Origin of the sequence: Thalassovita sp. (assembly GCF_965218685.1) — a bacterium.
Taxonomy (GTDB): Bacteria; Pseudomonadota; Alphaproteobacteria; order Rhodobacterales; family Rhodobacteraceae; genus Thalassobius.
Genome location: NZ_OZ244657.1, coordinates 2,534,266 through 2,550,422 on the forward strand (window position 1 = coordinate 2,534,266; position 16,157 = coordinate 2,550,422).

At 59.5% G+C, this 16,157-nt stretch carries 15 protein-coding genes; 7 read left to right on the top strand and 8 right to left on the bottom strand.

Annotation, left to right across the window (positions count from 1 at the left end; genetic code table 11):
* The first annotated feature begins 20 nt into the window (after positions 1-20).
* Genes lpxD through ACOQOQ_RS12560 form a run of 3 tightly spaced genes read left to right on the top strand, consistent with a single transcriptional unit; the run spans position 21 to position 2,610 of the window.
* Complete coding sequence (lpxD, locus tag ACOQOQ_RS12550; RefSeq protein WP_420567329.1) at positions 21-1,112, top strand: UDP-3-O-(3-hydroxymyristoyl)glucosamine N-acyltransferase; 1,092 nt, start codon at positions 21-23, stop codon at positions 1,110-1,112.
* A gap of 32 nt (positions 1,113-1,144) precedes the next feature.
* Positions 1,145-1,405, top strand: coding sequence for an acyl carrier protein (locus tag ACOQOQ_RS12555; protein ID WP_420567330.1), 261 nt, complete (start codon positions 1,145-1,147; stop codon positions 1,403-1,405).
* Positions 1,402-2,610, top strand: a complete 1,209-nt coding sequence (locus tag ACOQOQ_RS12560; RefSeq protein ID WP_420567331.1) for a beta-ketoacyl-[acyl-carrier-protein] synthase family protein — start codon at positions 1,402-1,404, stop codon at positions 2,608-2,610. Before ACOQOQ_RS12555 ends, ACOQOQ_RS12560 begins: the two co-directional genes overlap by 4 nt.
* 72 nt (positions 2,611-2,682) lie before the next feature.
* Here the strand turns inward: ACOQOQ_RS12560 and ACOQOQ_RS12565 are convergent, their stop codons facing one another.
* The gene (locus tag ACOQOQ_RS12565) at positions 2,683-3,252 is read right to left on the bottom strand and encodes an invasion associated locus B family protein (protein ID WP_420567332.1); all 570 of its coding nucleotides are present in this window, start codon (positions 3,250-3,252) and stop codon (positions 2,683-2,685) included.
* A gap of 413 nt (positions 3,253-3,665) precedes the next feature.
* Between ACOQOQ_RS12565 and ACOQOQ_RS12570 the strand changes: the two genes are divergently transcribed.
* On the top strand, positions 3,666-5,216 hold the full coding sequence (locus ACOQOQ_RS12570) for a helicase HerA-like domain-containing protein (protein WP_420567333.1): 1,551 nt from the start codon (positions 3,666-3,668) through the stop codon (positions 5,214-5,216).
* Between the two features lie 38 nt (positions 5,217-5,254).
* On the opposite strand, the gene ACOQOQ_RS12575 is transcribed toward ACOQOQ_RS12570, so the two are convergent.
* From ACOQOQ_RS12575 to ACOQOQ_RS12595, 5 genes are all read right to left on the bottom strand, one after another.
* Positions 5,255-6,559, bottom strand: a complete 1,305-nt coding sequence (locus tag ACOQOQ_RS12575; RefSeq protein WP_420567334.1) for a branched-chain amino acid ABC transporter permease — start codon at positions 6,557-6,559, stop codon at positions 5,255-5,257.
* Complete coding sequence (locus ACOQOQ_RS12580) at positions 6,556-7,566, bottom strand: branched-chain amino acid ABC transporter permease (protein WP_420569771.1); 1,011 nt, start codon at positions 7,564-7,566, stop codon at positions 6,556-6,558. Before ACOQOQ_RS12580 ends, ACOQOQ_RS12575 begins: the two co-directional genes overlap by 4 nt.
* 9 nt (positions 7,567-7,575) lie before the next feature.
* Positions 7,576-8,403, bottom strand: coding sequence for an ABC transporter ATP-binding protein (locus tag ACOQOQ_RS12585; RefSeq protein WP_420567335.1), 828 nt, complete (start codon positions 8,401-8,403; stop codon positions 7,576-7,578).
* Complete coding sequence (locus ACOQOQ_RS12590) at positions 8,400-9,182, bottom strand: ABC transporter ATP-binding protein (protein WP_420567336.1); 783 nt, start codon at positions 9,180-9,182, stop codon at positions 8,400-8,402. The genes ACOQOQ_RS12585 and ACOQOQ_RS12590 overlap by 4 nt, the downstream gene beginning before the upstream one ends.
* Positions 9,183-9,274: 92 nt before the next feature.
* Positions 9,275-10,474 (bottom strand): ABC transporter substrate-binding protein, encoded by a 1,200-nt coding sequence (locus ACOQOQ_RS12595; protein ID WP_420567337.1) that lies wholly within the window; start codon positions 10,472-10,474, stop codon positions 9,275-9,277.
* A 168-nt stretch (positions 10,475-10,642) separates the two neighbouring features.
* Here ACOQOQ_RS12595 and ACOQOQ_RS12600 point away from each other — a divergent pair, with 168 nt between their 5' ends.
* A complete protein-coding gene (locus tag ACOQOQ_RS12600) occupies positions 10,643-11,740 on the top strand; it encodes a PQQ-dependent sugar dehydrogenase (RefSeq protein ID WP_420567338.1) in 1,098 nt (365 codons plus the stop codon).
* Here the strand turns inward: ACOQOQ_RS12600 and ACOQOQ_RS12605 are convergent.
* Positions 11,737-12,735, bottom strand: a complete 999-nt coding sequence (locus tag ACOQOQ_RS12605) for a GlxA family transcriptional regulator (protein ID WP_420567339.1) — start codon at positions 12,733-12,735, stop codon at positions 11,737-11,739. The two genes, ACOQOQ_RS12600 and ACOQOQ_RS12605, sit on opposite strands and share 4 nt — an antisense overlap.
* A gap of 184 nt (positions 12,736-12,919) precedes the next feature.
* Between ACOQOQ_RS12605 and ACOQOQ_RS12610 the strand changes: the two genes are divergently transcribed.
* Entirely contained in the window at positions 12,920-14,287 is a 1,368-nt protein-coding gene (locus ACOQOQ_RS12610; RefSeq protein ID WP_420567340.1) for a class II 3-deoxy-7-phosphoheptulonate synthase, read from the top strand.
* Positions 14,288-14,337: 50 nt separating this feature from the next.
* Here the strand turns inward: ACOQOQ_RS12610 and ACOQOQ_RS12615 are convergent, their stop codons facing one another.
* The gene (locus ACOQOQ_RS12615; RefSeq protein ID WP_420567341.1) at positions 14,338-15,042 is read right to left on the bottom strand and encodes a PAS domain-containing protein; all 705 of its coding nucleotides are present in this window, start codon (positions 15,040-15,042) and stop codon (positions 14,338-14,340) included.
* 223 nt (positions 15,043-15,265) lie between these two features.
* Between ACOQOQ_RS12615 and ACOQOQ_RS12620 the strand changes: the two genes are divergently transcribed.
* Positions 15,266-16,156, top strand: coding sequence for a YicC/YloC family endoribonuclease (locus ACOQOQ_RS12620; RefSeq protein WP_420567342.1), 891 nt, complete (start codon positions 15,266-15,268; stop codon positions 16,154-16,156).
* Position 16,157: the final 1 nt, after the last annotated feature.

The window sequence follows — 16,157 nt, forward strand, 5'->3', positions numbered from 1 at the left end:
AAATTCTGGAGGCGTCCTAAATGGCCTATACCGTCCAAGATATCGCAACTGCCCTAGGGGCCGAGGCGTTCGGGGATGTAACCCTGAAGATTGATGGCGTGGCCGAGCCCGCGTTGGCCGGCCCGCGTGATCTGGCGCTTGCGATGAGCCCCAAATATGCGGAAGGGCTGGCCGAGGGGCAGGCGCAGGTCGCCATGCTTTGGGCCGGGGCTGATTGGCAGGCAATGGGTCTGAAGGCGATGCTGGTTGCGCCGCGTCCGCGTTTTGCCATGTCCAGCCTCAGCCAGATGATGGATCTTGGGCAGGGCTACGAGGGCGGCATTCATCCCACGGCAGTGATCGACGCCACGGCAGAATTGGGTCCAGACGTCTCGGTTGGGCCGCTGACTGTGATCGGTGCCCGTGCCAAGATCGGTGCCGGTTCCGTCATCGGGCCGCAATGTTTCATCGGAACAGACGTAACTCTGGGCGAGGGCGCGTTTCTGCGCGAGGGCGTCAAGCTGGGCGCGCGCGTCACCATTGGGCGCAACTTTATCGCTCAGCCGGGTGCCACGGTCGGTGCAGACGGGTTCTCGTTTGTTACGCCCGAAGAATCAGCCGTGGAACGCGTACGCGGCAGCCTTGGCGATCAGGGTGAAATGAAAGGGCAGCCCTATGCCCGCATCCACTCTTTGGGCAACGTCACCATCGGGGATGATTGCGAGCTTGGCGCCAACGCCTGTATCGACCGCGGCACGGTCCGCGATACGCGCGTCGGCAACGGGGTAAAGTTCGATAACCTGGCCCAGATTGGCCACAATGTTGAAATCGGAAATGACTGTCTTATCTGTGCGCAGGTGGGTATCGCGGGCTCGACCCGGATCGGCAATAACGTGGTGCTTGGCGGCCAGACCGGCGTGAGCGATAATATTTTTATCGGCGATCATGTGATCACGGGCGGGGCCACGAAAGTGCTGTCAAACGTGCCTAAGGGCCGTGTTTTGTTGGGCTATCCGGCAATGAAGATGGACCAGCACATCGAGGTCTACAAATCGCTGCGCCGCCTGCCGCGTCTTATGCGTGACATATCCATGTTACAAAAATCGCTTTCTAAGGCGCGAGACAAAGACTAGATAAACCTCATCACGAGGAAAGGGCCGGGATCATGAGCATCAAGGACAAAGTGATCGAAATCATCGCAGAGCAAGCCGTGCTGGAGCCGTCGGACGTGACGCTGGACAGCACTTTGGAAAGCCTGGGCATTGACAGCCTGGGGCTGGTGGAATCGATCTTTGCAATCGAAGAGGCTTTCGACATTACCGTTCCCTTCAATGCCAACGAGCCGGAAGAGAGCGATTTTGACATCTCCTCGGTGGCGTCGATCATCGCGGGCATCGAACAACTGGTGGCCGAGCAAGCAGCATGAAGCGCGTCGTCATTACCGGGGCGGGAACGATCAACGCCCTTGGCCACTCGGTTGAAGAAACCCTGGAGGCCATGCGCGAAGGCCGCTGCGGCATCGGCCCGCTGGAGTTTCGCGATGTCGACCGTCTGGCCATCAAGATCGGCGGACAGGTTCAGGACTTCGATCCCGAAGTGAAATTCAACCGTCAGCAATTGGCGCTTTTCGATCGGTTCACCCAGTTTACCCTGATTGCTGCGCGCCAGGCGATTGCGCAGGCGGGGCTGGAATTCTCGGGCGAGCTGGCCGCGCGTTCCGGCGTGGTATTGGGGAATTCCGGCGGTGGGATGACCACGCTGGATGACAATTACCGCACGGTCTATGAGGATGGTAAGAACCGGGTGCATCCTTTCGTGGTGCCCAAGCTGATGAACAACGCCGCCGCCAGCCACGTATCGATGGAGTTCAACCTCAAGGGGCCGTCGTTTACTGTGGCAACGGCCTGCGCGTCCTCGAACCACGCCATGAGCCAGGCCTTTCAGATGGTTCACGGGGGGCTGTGCAAGGCAATGGTCACCGGCGGGTCTGAATCCATGCTGTGCTTTGGCGGGGTAAAAGCCTGGGAAGGGCTGCGCGTGATGTCCAAGGACGCCTGTCGCCCGTTCAGCGCCAACCGCAACGGGATGGTGCAGGGCGAGGGCGCTGCGATTTTCGTCTTCGAGGAGTACGAGCACGCTAAGGCCCGCGGCGCCGAAATTCTGGCCGAGGTTGCAGGGTTTGCCATGTCCTCGGACGCGTCAGATATTGTGATGCCCAGCAAACAGGGCGCAGCGCGCGCAATTTCGGGCGCCTTGAATGATGCGCGGATCAACCCGGACCAGGTCGGTTATATCAACGCCCATGGCACTGGGACGGCCGCCAATGACAAGACCGAATGCGCAGCCGTTGCGGATGTGTTCGGGGCCCACGCTGACAGCCTGATGATCTCGTCCACCAAGGCGATGCATGGCCACCTGATCGGCGGGACCGGCGCGGTCGAGCTGCTGGCCTGCATCATGGCGCTGCGTGACGGGGTGATCGCTCCGACCATCGGATACGAGGAATTCGATCCTGAATGCGCGCTGGACGTGGTCCCGAACGAGGCCCGCGAGGCTGATGTGGAATACGCCTTGTCCAACGCCTTTGCCTTCGGCGGCCTGAACGCCGTGCTGGCGCTGAAAAAGATCTAAGTCACAAACCGGCAGATACAAAAAAGGCCCGCGTCCAGTCTGGCGCGGGCCTTTTGCGTGTTGGATCAGAGCTTATTGCTCGATGACGCTGATTTTTTCGTAGCCTGCGGTAAAGCCCTTCAGCGAGATGGTGATGACCACACGCTCATTCGGAGCAACGAAGGGGACCACCTCGAACTTTACGTTCGAGCCACGTTTAAACGCATCGATATCTTCCTGGGTAAAGCCGACGCGCGCATAGCACCCCAGCGGGTCACAAACCGAAAAGGGGTAACGTTTCGCGGGACCATCATCCACGGTCATCGTCAACTGCGCGGTCAGCAAAATCTCCAGCGGGAAAGCGATGACCGAGCCCGCAACGGCCTGACCGCCTTCGGGCAATTTGAACAGGCGGATATTGGACTGTTGATTGCCATCGGGATCAAAGGCGGCCTGGAACATCTGGCAGGGCTCTTCTTCCTGGCCGGTGCTCAGGCATTCCAGTTTCCAATCACCCGACTCCTCGCGGAAATAGGGCTTAACCTCTTTGACTTCTTCGCCCATGGACAGTTCGTCCTTGGGGGCTGTGGTTTCCTGAGCAGCAAGCGGCGCTGCCATAGCCAGAGTCAACAGGGCAGGCAGAGCAGTGCGAAGTTTGAACATGAGTTCCTCAGTATTTTCGGTTCATTTGCAGCACGGATTAACACGAGCGCGGACCAGTGTCAGGTTACAAATTGGCTATCATCGCGTGATGCGGGCAAGAAATTGCCAAACGCATTTAAGGCAGCAGCCCGAAAATTAGAAAAGGGACCGTAAGGGTCCCCTTTCATTATTGCTCCCCGTCGGACTGGCCGACTTAGTAATTGAGTGAACGCTAGGCGATCCACTAGTGTTGGTCAACTGGCATTTCAAGCCTGTCGTCAAAAAAAGCCGCGCTTGAAAAAGCGCGGCCAGTCTAACAGGGAGGAAGTTTGTCCCCGAGGCCAGAGGACACCAGCCCCCGAAGACAAATTTCACTGTGGCATAAAAGGGTTAACAGTGTATTTTCATACCGGATGGTAAAAAAGGGGCGGGTCATGCAGGACCATATCTTTATCGGTGGCGGTGGTGAAAATTACGGCGAAAAGCAGGGCCTGAAGCTGAAATACGCCAACCGGCATGGCCTGATCGCTGGCGCCACGGGCACTGGCAAGACGGTAACCTTGCAGATCATGGCCGAGGAGTTTTCGGCGGCGGGCGTGCCGGTGTTTCTATCGGACGTAAAGGGCGATCTGTCTGGCCTTGCCAGGGCTGGAAGCCCGAAATTCAAGCTGCATGACGCCTTTACCCAGCGCGCGGGCAAGATCGGGTTTGAAAGCTACGCCTATGACGCGTTCCCGGTCACTTTCTGGGACATGTTTGGCCAGCAAGGACACCCAGTCCGCACCACCGTGGCCGAGATGGGACCGCTGTTGCTGAGCCGCCTGCTGGAGCTGTCCGAAGCGCAGGAGGGTATCCTGAACATCGCGTTCCGGCTGGCTGACGAACAGGGCATGGCCTTGTTGGATCTCAAGGACTTGCAGGCGCTGTTGGTCTGGCTGGGCGAGAACCGCAAGGATCTGAGCCTGCGCTATGGCAACATCTCGACCCAGTCCATCGGCGCCATTCAGCGCCGCTTGATGGTTCTGGAAAATCAGGGGGCCACCAATCTGTTCGGCGAACCCGCACTTGAGCTGTCGGACGTCATGCGCACCGATCTGGACGGGCGTGGACGGATCAACATTCTGGCCGCTGACAAGCTGATGGCCTCACCGCGGCTTTATGCAACCTTCCTTCTGTGGCTTTTGTCCGAGCTGTTCGAACAGCTGCCCGAGGTGGGCGATCCGGACAAACCCAAGCTGATCTTTTTCTTCGACGAGGCGCATCTGCTATTCGATGACGCCCCCAAAGCGCTTGTGGACAAGGTTGAACAAGTGGCCCGCCTGATCCGGTCGAAGGGCGTTGGGGTTTATTTCATCACCCAAAACCCCGCAGACGTGCCCGAGGATATCCTGGGGCAGTTGGGCAACCGGGTGCAACACGCCTTGCGCGCTTTTACGGCTAAGGACCGCAAAGAGCTGCGCATGGCCGCCGAAACCTATCGCGACAACCCTCGCTTTGACACTGAGCAGGCGATCCGCGAGGTCGGCGTGGGCGAGGCCGTGACCTCATTCCTGATGAAAAAAGGTGTGCCGGGGGTCGTTGAGCGCACGCTGATCCGGCCGCCCTCGTCGCAACTGGGTCCGATCGAGCCGGCCGAGCGCAAGGCACTGATCGACGCCTCACCCATCGCTGGCAAGTACGAGACCCTGCAGGACCGTCATTCGGCCTATGAAATACTGGCGCAGCGTGCGCAGGACGCTGCCCGCGAGGCTGAAGAGGCCGAACGCGCCGAGGAAGAGGCCGCCGCAGCTGAACGAGAATACAAGGCCGCGCGCCGCTATTCGGGAACGCGGGTCAAGCGTTCAAGCTCTAGTTCGTCGCGCAGCAATTCACGTGGGGATACGATCGGTGGGGCCTTGGGCAAGGCGCTGGTAAAAGAGCTGAAAGGCACCACGGGTAAACGCATCGTCCGAGGCATCTTGGGAAGCCTGTTCAAAGGACGTTGAAGAAAGGGCGCTGAGAATATCAGCGCCCTTTTTCGGTGTTATTTCTCGGGGATCAGCCCGCGTGGGCTGAACCTGAGCACAAGCAGCAGGACCAAGCCCATCGTAAGCAGACGCATATGGGCGGCGCTGTCCAGCAGGTGATCGCGCAGCGCGCTGTCTTCGGCCATGCCCGAGGTGATCAGCTGCATCAGCGCAAGGCCCAAGGGTTCGACCTGCACCCACAGGAACCAGATCAGGAAACCACCAAGAACTGCGCCCAGGTTGTTGCCGGACCCGCCCACGATCACCATCACCCAGATAAGAAAGGTAAAGCGCAGCGGCTGATAGGTGCCGGGTGTCATTTGGCCATCCAGCGTGGTCATCATGGCGCCTGCAATACCGCAGATGGCTGAACCCAGCACAAAGATTTGCAGGTGACGGCTGGTGACGTCCTTGCCCATAGCCTCGGCCGCGGTTTCGTTGTCACGGATCGCGCGCATCATTCGGCCCCAAGGCGAATGCAGCGCCCGTTGCGCCATCCACAGGATCAAAACAAGCACCACGGCAAACAGAATGCCATAAAGCCCCTTGACCCACAGGGTCGAGGCCGTGGTGGGATCAAGGCCCAAACCCTCGGCCCGCTGCACGAAGCTTGCGCTGTTTTGCAGGTCAACTTCATAGGGGACAGGACGAGGCAAGCCGATCACGTTTTTCACGCCGCGGGCCAGCCAGTCTTCGTTTTTCATGACGGCGATGATGATCTCGGCGATGCCAAGCGTTGCGATGGCCAGATAGTCCGAGCGCAACCCAAGCGCCGTTTTGCCAATGATCCAGGCAGCCCCTGCGGCCAGCAGACCGCCAACGGGCCAGGCCAACAAAACCGGCAGGCCAAGTCCGCCGATGTTGCCCGCTGCGGCCGGGTTGATCGCCTCGACCGCGGCAACGCCAGGATCAAACACCGCGCGATAGATGAAAAAGCCCGCGATCAGCACGCCCAGCAGGGCCAGCGTCCGAGTTTTGCCTTTGGCCATACGGGTATAAAGCACGATGGCACCGCCGACCGTGGCTGCGCCCAGCACCAAAGCCAGAACGATACGGAAACCGCCCGCACTCCAGGCCTGTGGGATGGGGTCAGTACTGACCAGAACAGTGGCCAGCCCGCCAAGCGCGACAAAGCCCATGACACCCACATTAAACAGCCCCGCAAAGCCCCACTGAAGATTTACCCCCAGCGCCATGATGGCGCTGATCAGTCCCATGTTCAGGATCAACAGGGCCGAGTTCCAGCTTTGCACAAAACCAGTGCCGATGATCAGCAGGCCGACAAGGGCAAACAGCCCGAATTTCTTTGCTGTATCGCTCATACCGATTTCCCCTTGAACAGGCCGGTGGGTTTGAACAGCAGTACGATCACCAGGATCGCAAAGCTTACCGCGAATTTATAGTCCGTGGACAGAAGCTGCACCAACGAGGACGGTTCCAGGCTTTCAGGCAGCAGATAGACCAGAACCTTTTTCCACGCATAGGTGATTGTGACCTCGGAAAACGCGATGACAAAACCGCCCGCGATGGCCCCCAGAGGACTGCCGAGCCCCCCCACGATGGCAGAGGCAAATATTGGCAGCAAAAGCTGGAAATAGGTGAAGGGTTTGAAGGTTTTGTCCAGCCCATAAAGCGTACCGGCCACGGTCGCCAGCGCGGCAACGATCAGCCAGGTGATCATCACGACGCGTTCTGGGTTGATACCCGACAGCAGCGCCAGATCCTCGTTATCCGAATAGGCCCGCATGGATTTTCCGGTGCGCGTTCGGTTCAGGAACCAGAACAGCAGCGCAACCACGATCACGGCGGTCACGACCGTCAGCCCCTGGGTGGTTTTCAGCGCCAGCCCCTCGCGCAGGCCAGTCATCTGCTTGAATTCGCGCGCGGTGATGATGAAACGCTCGCCATCGGCAAAGCGCTGTTCATTCGGCCCGATGATAAAACGCACGACCGAGTTCATGATGAACATCACACCCATCGACACGATCACAAGGATTACGGGCTTGGCCTTTTGCGTCCGGTAGAACTTGTAGACCACGCGGTCCGTCCCCAACACCAGCAAGGCACAGGCTGCGATCCCAAAGGGCAGGGCCAGAAGGGCGGTTGGCAGCGGGCCCAGGCTGATCCCCCAGCCCTGGAATAGCCATGTCACCAGCACCACAACCATGGCCCCAAAGGCCATCGTGTCGCCATGCGCGAAGTTGGAAAACCGCAGGATGCCATATATCAGCGTGACCCCCAGCGCCCCAATGGCCAACTGAGAGCCATAAGCAATGGCGGGCACCAACACGAAATTGGACAGCGCAACGATTGCATTCAAAAAGTCGATCATTTTGCCTTATCCCCCCAGGAAACTCTGCCGAACCTCGGGGTCCGCCAGAAGTTCCTTACCCGTTCCGGTATGAGCATTTGCACCCTGAACCAGCACATAGCCGCGATCCGCGATCTCAAGCGCTTGCCGGGCGTTCTGCTCGACCATCAGGATGGAAATGCCAGTCCGCGCCACCTCGATGATGCGGTCGAATAGCTCGTCCATCACGATGGGGGACACGCCCGCAGTGGGCTCGTCAAGCAACAGCACTTTGGGCTGGGTCATCAGCGCGCGGCCTACGGCCACCTGCTGACGTTGCCCACCTGACAGCTCGCCCGCCGGTTGGCGGCGTTTGTCCTTGAGGATCGGGAACAGCTCGTACACTTGCGCCAGCGTGTCTGCAAAATCGTCCTTGCGGATAAAGGCGCCCATCTCCAGGTTTTCCTCGACCGTCATCGAGGTGAAGATGTTATGGGTTTGCGGCACAAAGCCCATGCCCTTGACCACGCGGTCCTGCGGGCTGAGGTCAGTGATATCCTGACCATCTAGGCGAACCGAGCCCTGTCGCAGGTTCAGCATCCCAAAGGTCGCCTTCATCGCGGTGGACTTGCCCGCGCCATTGGGGCCCACGATCACGGCAATCTGTCCTTTGTTCACCGCGATGGTGCAGTCATGCAAAATATCGGGGCCGTTTTTGCCATAGCCGCCGGTCATGCTGTCGCCGATCAGGAATGCTTCGTCCGTGTGCGCTGCTGCGCCTGTTCCGGGCGAAGGCTGCATCGTTCCGACCCCGTCGGGATTGGTGATCGAGGCATCCTTGTTCCCGTGATCGTCCTGGTATGGGTTCCCGGTCATGCGCCCACCTTGTCCTTGTTTTTCAGGCCCGTGCCCAGATAGGCCTCGATCACCTGTTCGTTCGCCTTGATCTCGGCCAGCGTGCCCTCGGCCAGGACTTTGCCTTCGGCCATACAGATCACCGGGTCACAGATCTTGTCGATAAAATCCATGTCGTGCTCGATCACGACGAAGGTATAGCCGCGTTCCTGATTCAACTGCTTGATCGCGTCTGCAATGGTATAGAGCAGCGTGCGGTTAACGCCGGCGCCGACCTCGTCCAGGAACACGATCTTGGCGTCCACCATCATAGTGCGGCCCAGCTCCAGCAGTTTTTTCTGCCCGCCGGACACTTCACCCGCCTTCAGGTCGGCAATGTGTTCAATAGTCAGGAACTCCAGCACCTCGTCAGCCTTGGCGCGCAGGGCACGTTCCTCGTCGGCGATGCGTTTGCGGCCGAACCAAGTGTTCCACAGCTTTTCACCCGATTGCCCGCCGGGCACCATCATCAGGTTCTCGCGGCAGCTCATCGAGCCGAATTCGTGCGCGATCTGGAACGTGCGCAGCAGGCCCTTGTGGAACAATTCATGCGGCGGCAGGCCGGTGATGTCCTCGCCATCCATGATCACGCGGCCCGCGGTCGGGGGCAGTACCCCCGCAATCACGTTAAACAATGTGGTTTTTCCCGCGCCATTGGGACCGATCAACCCAGTGATCGAGCCAGTCTCGATCTTCAGGCTGGCTCCGTCTACGGCACGAAAGCCCCCAAAGTGCTTATGAAGGTCTTCGACGACAATCATAGGCATCCCCCGTCTAAATGCGCTTTTTCGCGCTGTTATTTTGAAACAGCCCGGCGCATGGCCGGGCTGCTTTGTTGCGTCGGGCCAGGCCCTTAGCGGTATTTCACAGTGGTCAGCTTGCCACCTTTCATTTCCAGCTGGCGATAGCCACCAGCGGCTTCACCGGGGCCGATCAGCTCGACCGCGGTCGCACCGACATAGTCCACGTCACCACCACCGGCGATGATCTCCAGCGCTTTGCCCAACTCACCGGGATAGATTTTCTCGCCCGGGGCGTTGGCCACATCCATGATCTTGGCCTTGTAGTCGCCTGCCTCGGTCGAGCCAGCGGCCTGCATGGCCAGCATGATCAGCGCAGCAGCGTCATAGCTTTCGCCGACATAGGGGCCGTCACCGCCTTCGATGTTCGCAGCGGCGATCATCTCTGCCATCATGCTTGCGCCTTCGCTTTCTGTGCCGGGTACGGTGCCGACCGAGCCGTCAATCTCGTCACCAAAGGCTTCTTCCAGCGCGGAGCCGATCATGCCGTCAGGCAGGACGAACGTGTCAAACGCACCCGAGTCCAGCGCGGCGCGGATCATGCCGGGGCCACCCTGGTCAACATAGCCGGCAACCACCAGCGCGTCGCCACCAGCCGAGGCCAGAGCGCCAACTTCGGCCGAGTAGTCAGCCTTGCCATCTTCGTGTGCTGCGGTCGCGGTCACTTCGCCACCGGCAGCCTTGAACGCAGCAGCGATGCTGTCGGCCAGGCCCTTGCCATAGTCGTTGTTGGTATAGGTGACGGCGGCGGACTTGATCCCAGCCTCGATCATCACCTCGGCCACAACCTGACCCTGACGCGCATCCGACGGGGCGGTGCGGAAGAACAGGCCGTTATCTTCGGCAGCGGTCAGCGCCGGAGAGGTCGCCGAGGGCGAAATCATCACGATGCCGTTGGGCACGGCCACGTTGGCCAGAACCGCTCCGGTCACACCCGAGCAGTCAGCGCCCATGATGCCTTTGACACCGTCCGACGTGATCAGACGTTCAGCAGCGGCGGTCGCGGCGCCGGCGTCAACACAGGTCGAGTCTGCGCGCACGGGGGTGACCTTGGCGCCGCCCATCAGTTTGCCGCTTTCGGTGACTTCAGCCATCGCCATTTCGGCGCCCGCTGCCATTGCAGGGGTCAGCGATTCAATCGGGCCGGTGAAACCCAGAATGACACCCAGCTTCACTTCGTTGCCGTGTCCACCAGCAAAGGCCGAGCCAGCCATCAGAGCGGTTGCGGCGCTCGCCATAAGAAACTTTTTCATGTTTTACTCCCAGTTGGAACAATGATCCGGACTCGAGCCTAGCCGTGGCCCAGCGAAAAGAAAAGATTCTTTCCAGAAGGATTTATTGGGCGGTTACAATTGTATGCCTCGATATTTTGACCACGCGGTCTAGCTGTTTGACTGTCTATATTTAGGGGGAAATCGACCATGTATCGTGCATTTGCGACTTTAAGTGCGGCATGCCTTTACGTCATGCTTATTGCGTCTTTCACGACTTCCGCGTGGGCAGGGGTGGTGGCCAAGAAAGTAGCCGAGGGATTCTATGTCCCCTGGAGCATCGGTTTCCTGCCTGATGGTGCGATTCTTGTCACCGACCGCGACGGAGAGCTGTGGCGGATTGATTCCCAGGGCGCGAAAACGCAAATCTCTGGGCTGCCTCAGGTGGTCGCCAAGGGGCAAGGCGGCTTGTTGGATGTGCTGATCCCGCGGGATTTCGAACGCACGCGGCATCTGTTTCTCAGTTACTCGGCACAGCAAGGACGTGGCAGTGGCACCGCGATTGTCAGGGCACAGCTGAAACCTGAAGCCACACAACTGACCGGCGTGAAACAGATTTTTCAGATGACCAGGGGCAGCTCGGGCGGGCGTCATTTTGGGGGTCGCATGGTCGAGGCGCCCGATGGCACCTTGTTCCTGACCGTCGGAGAGCGCGGAGATCGTCCCTCGGCGCAGGATCTGCGCCGGCACAATGGCAGCGTAATCAGAATCAATCCGGACGGCTCGGTGCCCGCCGACAACCCATTCACCGGCCATGCCGGTATCGCGCCCGAGATTTGGTCCTATGGGCACCGAAACCCGCAAGGGGCGGCGCTGGATGGGTCCGGTCAGCTGTGGGTGAATGAACACGGCGCCCGCGGCGGAGACGAGGTGAACCGCATTCACAAAGGCGCGAACTATGGCTGGCCGGTGATCGCCTATGGCCGGCATTATACGGGCCTGAAGATCGGCGAGGGCACGGCAAAACCGGGAATGGAGCAGCCCGAGCATTACTGGGATCCGTCCATCGCGCCCTCGGGGATGACGTTCTATGACGGGGATCTGTTCCCGGACTGGCGTGGGGATGCCTTTGTTGGCTCGCTCAAGTTCGACTATATCGCGCGCCTGTCGGGTGATCCCTTGCGCGAGGTTCAGCAAATCAAGCTGCCTCAAACCTTGCGCGTGCGCGATATCCGCACCGGGCCGGATGGGGCGATCTGGTTCCTTAGCGAAGGGCAGGGCGCGCTGTACCGCCTGGTTCCCGACTAGGGTTTGCCGGCGTAGCTGCCACGCTCGCGATAGGGCGTGGTGCTATAGTGAGAGCGATAGCATTTCGAGAAATGCGAGGGTGAGGCAAAGCCGCACGCCAGCGCCACGTTGATCACACTCATGTCCGTTTGCATCAGCAGGTTGCGGGCGCGTTGCAGGCGCAGTTCCATGTAATACCGCTTGGGGCTGCGATCCAGGTACCGGCGGAACAGGCGCTCCAACTGTCGCGTCGACATGTCCACACCCTTGGCCAGAATCGCGGGCGAGATCGGCTCTTCGATATTGGACTCCATTTCCTGGATGACCTGGCTGAGCTTGGGGTGCCGCACGCCGATCCGGGTGGGCGTGGACAGGCGCTGAATATCCTGATCGGTGCGGATCGAGTTATATATCTGCTGATCGGCCACGGCATTGGCCATTTCTTCGCCCAAATCCGTCGCGATGAGGTTCAGCATAAGGTCGATGGACGAGGTGCCGCCCGCCGTTGTCAGACGTTTCCCATCTATCACGAACACCGACTTGGTCAGTTCAATCTCGGGGAAATCCTCGATAAAACTGTCCTGGTTTTCCCAGTGGATCGTCGCGCGCTTGCCGTCCAGCAACCCGGCTTTGGCCAGCGCATAAGAGGCGGTGCACAGACTGCCAAGGGTCAGACCGCGCCTTGCCTCGCGGCGCATCCACCCGATCAGCTTTTTCGTGGTTGCGTCCTGAATCTGAACACCGCCGCAGATCAGAACAGTGTCATCGCGCGACAGCTCGATCAGATCGTCATCCAGTTTGAACTCGGTCCCGGCGGAACAGTTGACCGTGTCCCCGCCGCTGCCGATCAGAATCCAGTCATAGACCTGCCGTCCGGCCACACGGTTCGCAATCCGCAGACTGTCCAAGGCAGCAGCGAAGCTGAGAAGCGTAAAATTGGGAAGCAAAACAAAGACAAAGCGTTTGGGCTTGTCCAGTTTGCTTGAGGCTGGGGTCAGCGTCACAGTGTCGTTCATCGGCATTTCCCTGAGTCGGCGCGCAAGTTCAGCACCTTTGTTTGCCCGGTTCAAGAGGGCTTGGAAACACCCGCTAAAGGCGCGGGCATTCCACTGGCCTAATAAGACGAATTGCATATGGCGCAGGCGCGCACGCTCGGATATAGAAGGGCGACCTGAACAGAGGACCAATCGGAGAAATACGATGAGTGAGTGGCAAAAAACCAACTGGCGCAACAAGCCCAGGGTTCAGATGCCCGACTATACGGATGAGGCGGCACTGAACTCGGTCGAGGATCAGCTGTCGAAATATCCGCCGCTGGTCTTCGCCGGAGAGGCGCGCAAGCTGAAAGAATCCCTGGCAGCCGCCTCGCGCGGCGAGGCCTTTTTGCTGCAAGGTGGCGATTGTGCCGAAAGCTTTGATCAATTCAGTGCAAATGCGATCCGCGACACCTTTAAGGTGATGCTGCAGATGGCGATGGTACTGACCTATGGTGCCAAGGTGCCGGTGATCAAGGTTGGCCGTATGGCCGGTCAGTTCGCCAAGCCGCGCTCGGCCCCTACGGAAACCGTGGATGGTCTGGAGCTGCCCAGCTATCGCGGTGACATCATCAACGAGTTGGAATTCACCTCGGACGCCCGGATCCCGGACCCGGCCAAGATGCTGCAGGCCTACACGCAATCGGCGGCCACGCTGAACCTGCTGCGCGCCTTCAGCACCGGCGGTTATGCCGATGTGCACCAGGTTCACCAGTGGACCCTGGGCTTTACCGAGGGCGAGAAGGCCGCGAAATACCGCGAGATGGCCAACCGTATCAGCGACACGCTGGACTTCATGAAAGCCGCGGGCGTCAACAGCGCGCATACCAACGCGTTGCAGACCGTCAGCTTCTACACCAGCCATGAATCGCTGCTGCTGGAATACGAAGAGGCGCTGACCCGGATGGATTCGACCTCTGGCAAATGGCTGGCAGGCTCGGGGCATATGCTGTGGATCGGCGATCGCACCCGTCAGCCCGACGGCGCGCATGTTGAATTCCTGCGCGGAGTGATGAACCCGATCGGTCTGAAATGTGGCCCCACGACCACGGCCGAGGATCTGAAGGTTCTGATGAACAAGCTGAACCCGGAAAACGAGGCCGGCCGCCTGACCCTGATCGCGCGTTTCGGCGCAGGCAAAGTGGGTGAACACCTGCCGCGTCTGATCAAGACCGTGCAGGAAGAGGGCGCCAATGTTGTCTGGTCCTGTGATCCGATGCATGGCAACACGATCAAGTCGGCCTCGGGCTATAAAACCCGGCCCTTCGAAAGTGTGCTGCGTGAAGTGCAGGAATTCTTTGCCATCCACCGCGCCGAGGGCACCGTTCCCGGCGGTGTGCACTTCGAGATGACCGGCCAGGACGTGACCGAATGTACTGGCGGTGTGCGTGCTGTCACCGAAGAGGACCTTTCGGATCGCTATCACACCGCGTGTGATCCGCGTCTGAATGCCTCGCAATCACTGGAGCTGGCCTTCTTGGTGGCCGAAGAACTTTCGGCGCTGCGTGAAGGCAAAGAAGCTAAAGCCGTGTGATCCACACCTGGAATTGAAACGGAAAAACGCGCCTGTCCGGGCGCGTTTTTTTATTTGTCTGACTTGATCAGCCTAAGCACAGGTTTGCGCCCCGATTTTGTCGTAAGATCGAACGGCCGGGCAGGTTCTGCAAACACCGGATCGGGGGTCATATTCTGACGCGGAACCGAACGCGGCAACGGAACTGATCCGGTCAAAGGCGTCAGGCGCTGTGTATCCATCCGGAACCTGCGCGGCGGGCGCCCGACGCCCCCATAAGTGGCCAGACAGCCCAAAGCACGGGTCACACGGTTTTCGTCATCGGTTAATGGCAACACCAGCATCCGCGCCTGACATTTTGGCTTACCCAAGCCCCGCTCGGCGCTCAGGTCTGCGATCAATTGGGCCGGCGCGGTAAAGACCTGCTCAAGATAGTCCGCAAAACGCGCGCGATGCTCCGGCGCGATAAGCGCGGTCAGAGGCATGCCACGGATTTCCATCCCCATCAGGTCATTCAGGTGCGAGCCGGCCAAGCGGATATGGCCCACGCCGGGCGCGATACGTTCGATCATGAAAGTATGCGCCAGCGCGCCCTCGATTCCCCGCGGGTCAATCTCCAAACGCGAGGGCATTTGGCGCGACCCCTTCAGAGCAGTCCAATAGGCGTCCACCTCGGCCAACTGAGGAAATCTGTTTTCTGACACGTGTTTACCGATCTCGATGACGTTCTCAGAAGTCTTGGGGCCGCTATTGCCCAGATAGCCGCTAAAAAACATGGCCTTCACCCGTGATTGCTTTTCCATCCTTTGCCGCGACCTTGAGTGATTTCAAAGGTTAACGCGGCAAAGGTTACCTAAATCTTAATATTCCATAGGTTGATGAAAATTGCTGCGGTTTTCGTAGTGAAAGGTTAATGATTGCCGGACAGCTGGCGCTTGCCCCTTTGGGGCCAAATCGCTTAGGGCTGTGCCGAATACCACGAACGAACAGGAGCCGCCCGTGCTGAAATCCATGACCGCCTTTTCCTCGGGCACCGGTGAAACCGCAACCTTCAGCTGGAGCTGGGAGCTGCGTTCGGTGAATGCCAAGGGTTTGGATCTGCGTCTGCGGGTGCCGGACTGGATCGACGGGCTTGAGATGGGACTGCGCACGCGTCTGACAAAGGCGATGGGTCGGGGCAGCGTGGCGCTGTCGCTGAAGCTGTCGCGCGAAGATCAGGGTGGCAGCCTTGCGGTGAACGCCAGTGTTCTGAACTCGGTGCTGGAAGGCATGCACGCGATCGAAGAAGCCGCCCTTGCCAAGGGTGTTTCCCTGACGCCCGCCAGCGCCGCCGAAGTGCTGGCCATGCGTGGCGTTGCCGAGACCCGCTCGGCTGACGAGGATACCGCCGGGCTGCGCGAGGCTTTGCTGACCGATTTCCAACCCATCCTTGAGCGTTTTCTTGACATGCGCGCCAGCGAAGGGGCGGCGCTGCATCAGGTTCTTGGTGGCCAGATTGACAAGATCGCCACTCTGACCGCCGAAGCAGCCGAGGTTGTCGTTTCGCGCGCGGAGGAAAACGAACAGGCACTGCGCAACGCCTTGGCGCGGGTGATACAGAACATTGGCGAGGCAGACGAGCAGCGCGTAACCCAGGAACTGGCTCTGATCGCGGTGAAATCAGACGTCACCGAGGAACTGGACCGCCTGCGCGCCCATATCGATGCCGCGCGCGAGTTGATGGCCCAGGACGGACCGGTTGGGCGCAAGCTGGACTTCCTGATGCAGGAATTCAACCGCGAGGCTAACACCCTGTGCTCGAAATCGCAGAACACGCAGTTGACGCGCGTTGGTCTGGAATTGAAAACCGTCATCGACCAGATGCGCGAACAAGTACAAAACGTGGAGTAAA

Coding starts and splice junctions, on each gene's coding strand:
- lpxD (WP_420567329.1), top strand. CDS start 21: ATGGCCTATACCGTCCAAGATATCGCAACTGCCCTAGGGGCCGAGGCG.
- ACOQOQ_RS12555 (WP_420567330.1), top strand. CDS start 1,145: ATGAGCATCAAGGACAAAGTGATCGAAATCATCGCAGAGCAAGCCGTG.
- ACOQOQ_RS12560 (WP_420567331.1), top strand. CDS start 1,402: ATGAAGCGCGTCGTCATTACCGGGGCGGGAACGATCAACGCCCTTGGC.
- ACOQOQ_RS12565 (WP_420567332.1), bottom strand. CDS start 3,252: ATGTTCAAACTTCGCACTGCTCTGCCTGCCCTGTTGACTCTGGCTATG.
- ACOQOQ_RS12570 (WP_420567333.1), top strand. CDS start 3,666: ATGCAGGACCATATCTTTATCGGTGGCGGTGGTGAAAATTACGGCGAA.
- ACOQOQ_RS12575 (WP_420567334.1), bottom strand. CDS start 6,559: ATGAGCGATACAGCAAAGAAATTCGGGCTGTTTGCCCTTGTCGGCCTG.
- ACOQOQ_RS12585 (WP_420567335.1), bottom strand. CDS start 8,403: ATGACCGGGAACCCATACCAGGACGATCACGGGAACAAGGATGCCTCG.
- ACOQOQ_RS12590 (WP_420567336.1), bottom strand. CDS start 9,182: ATGATTGTCGTCGAAGACCTTCATAAGCACTTTGGGGGCTTTCGTGCC.
- ACOQOQ_RS12595 (WP_420567337.1), bottom strand. CDS start 10,474: ATGAAAAAGTTTCTTATGGCGAGCGCCGCAACCGCTCTGATGGCTGGC.
- ACOQOQ_RS12600 (WP_420567338.1), top strand. CDS start 10,643: ATGTATCGTGCATTTGCGACTTTAAGTGCGGCATGCCTTTACGTCATG.
- ACOQOQ_RS12605 (WP_420567339.1), bottom strand. CDS start 12,735: ATGAACGACACTGTGACGCTGACCCCAGCCTCAAGCAAACTGGACAAG.
- ACOQOQ_RS12610 (WP_420567340.1), top strand. CDS start 12,920: ATGAGTGAGTGGCAAAAAACCAACTGGCGCAACAAGCCCAGGGTTCAG.
- ACOQOQ_RS12615 (WP_420567341.1), bottom strand. CDS start 15,042: ATGTTTTTTAGCGGCTATCTGGGCAATAGCGGCCCCAAGACTTCTGAG.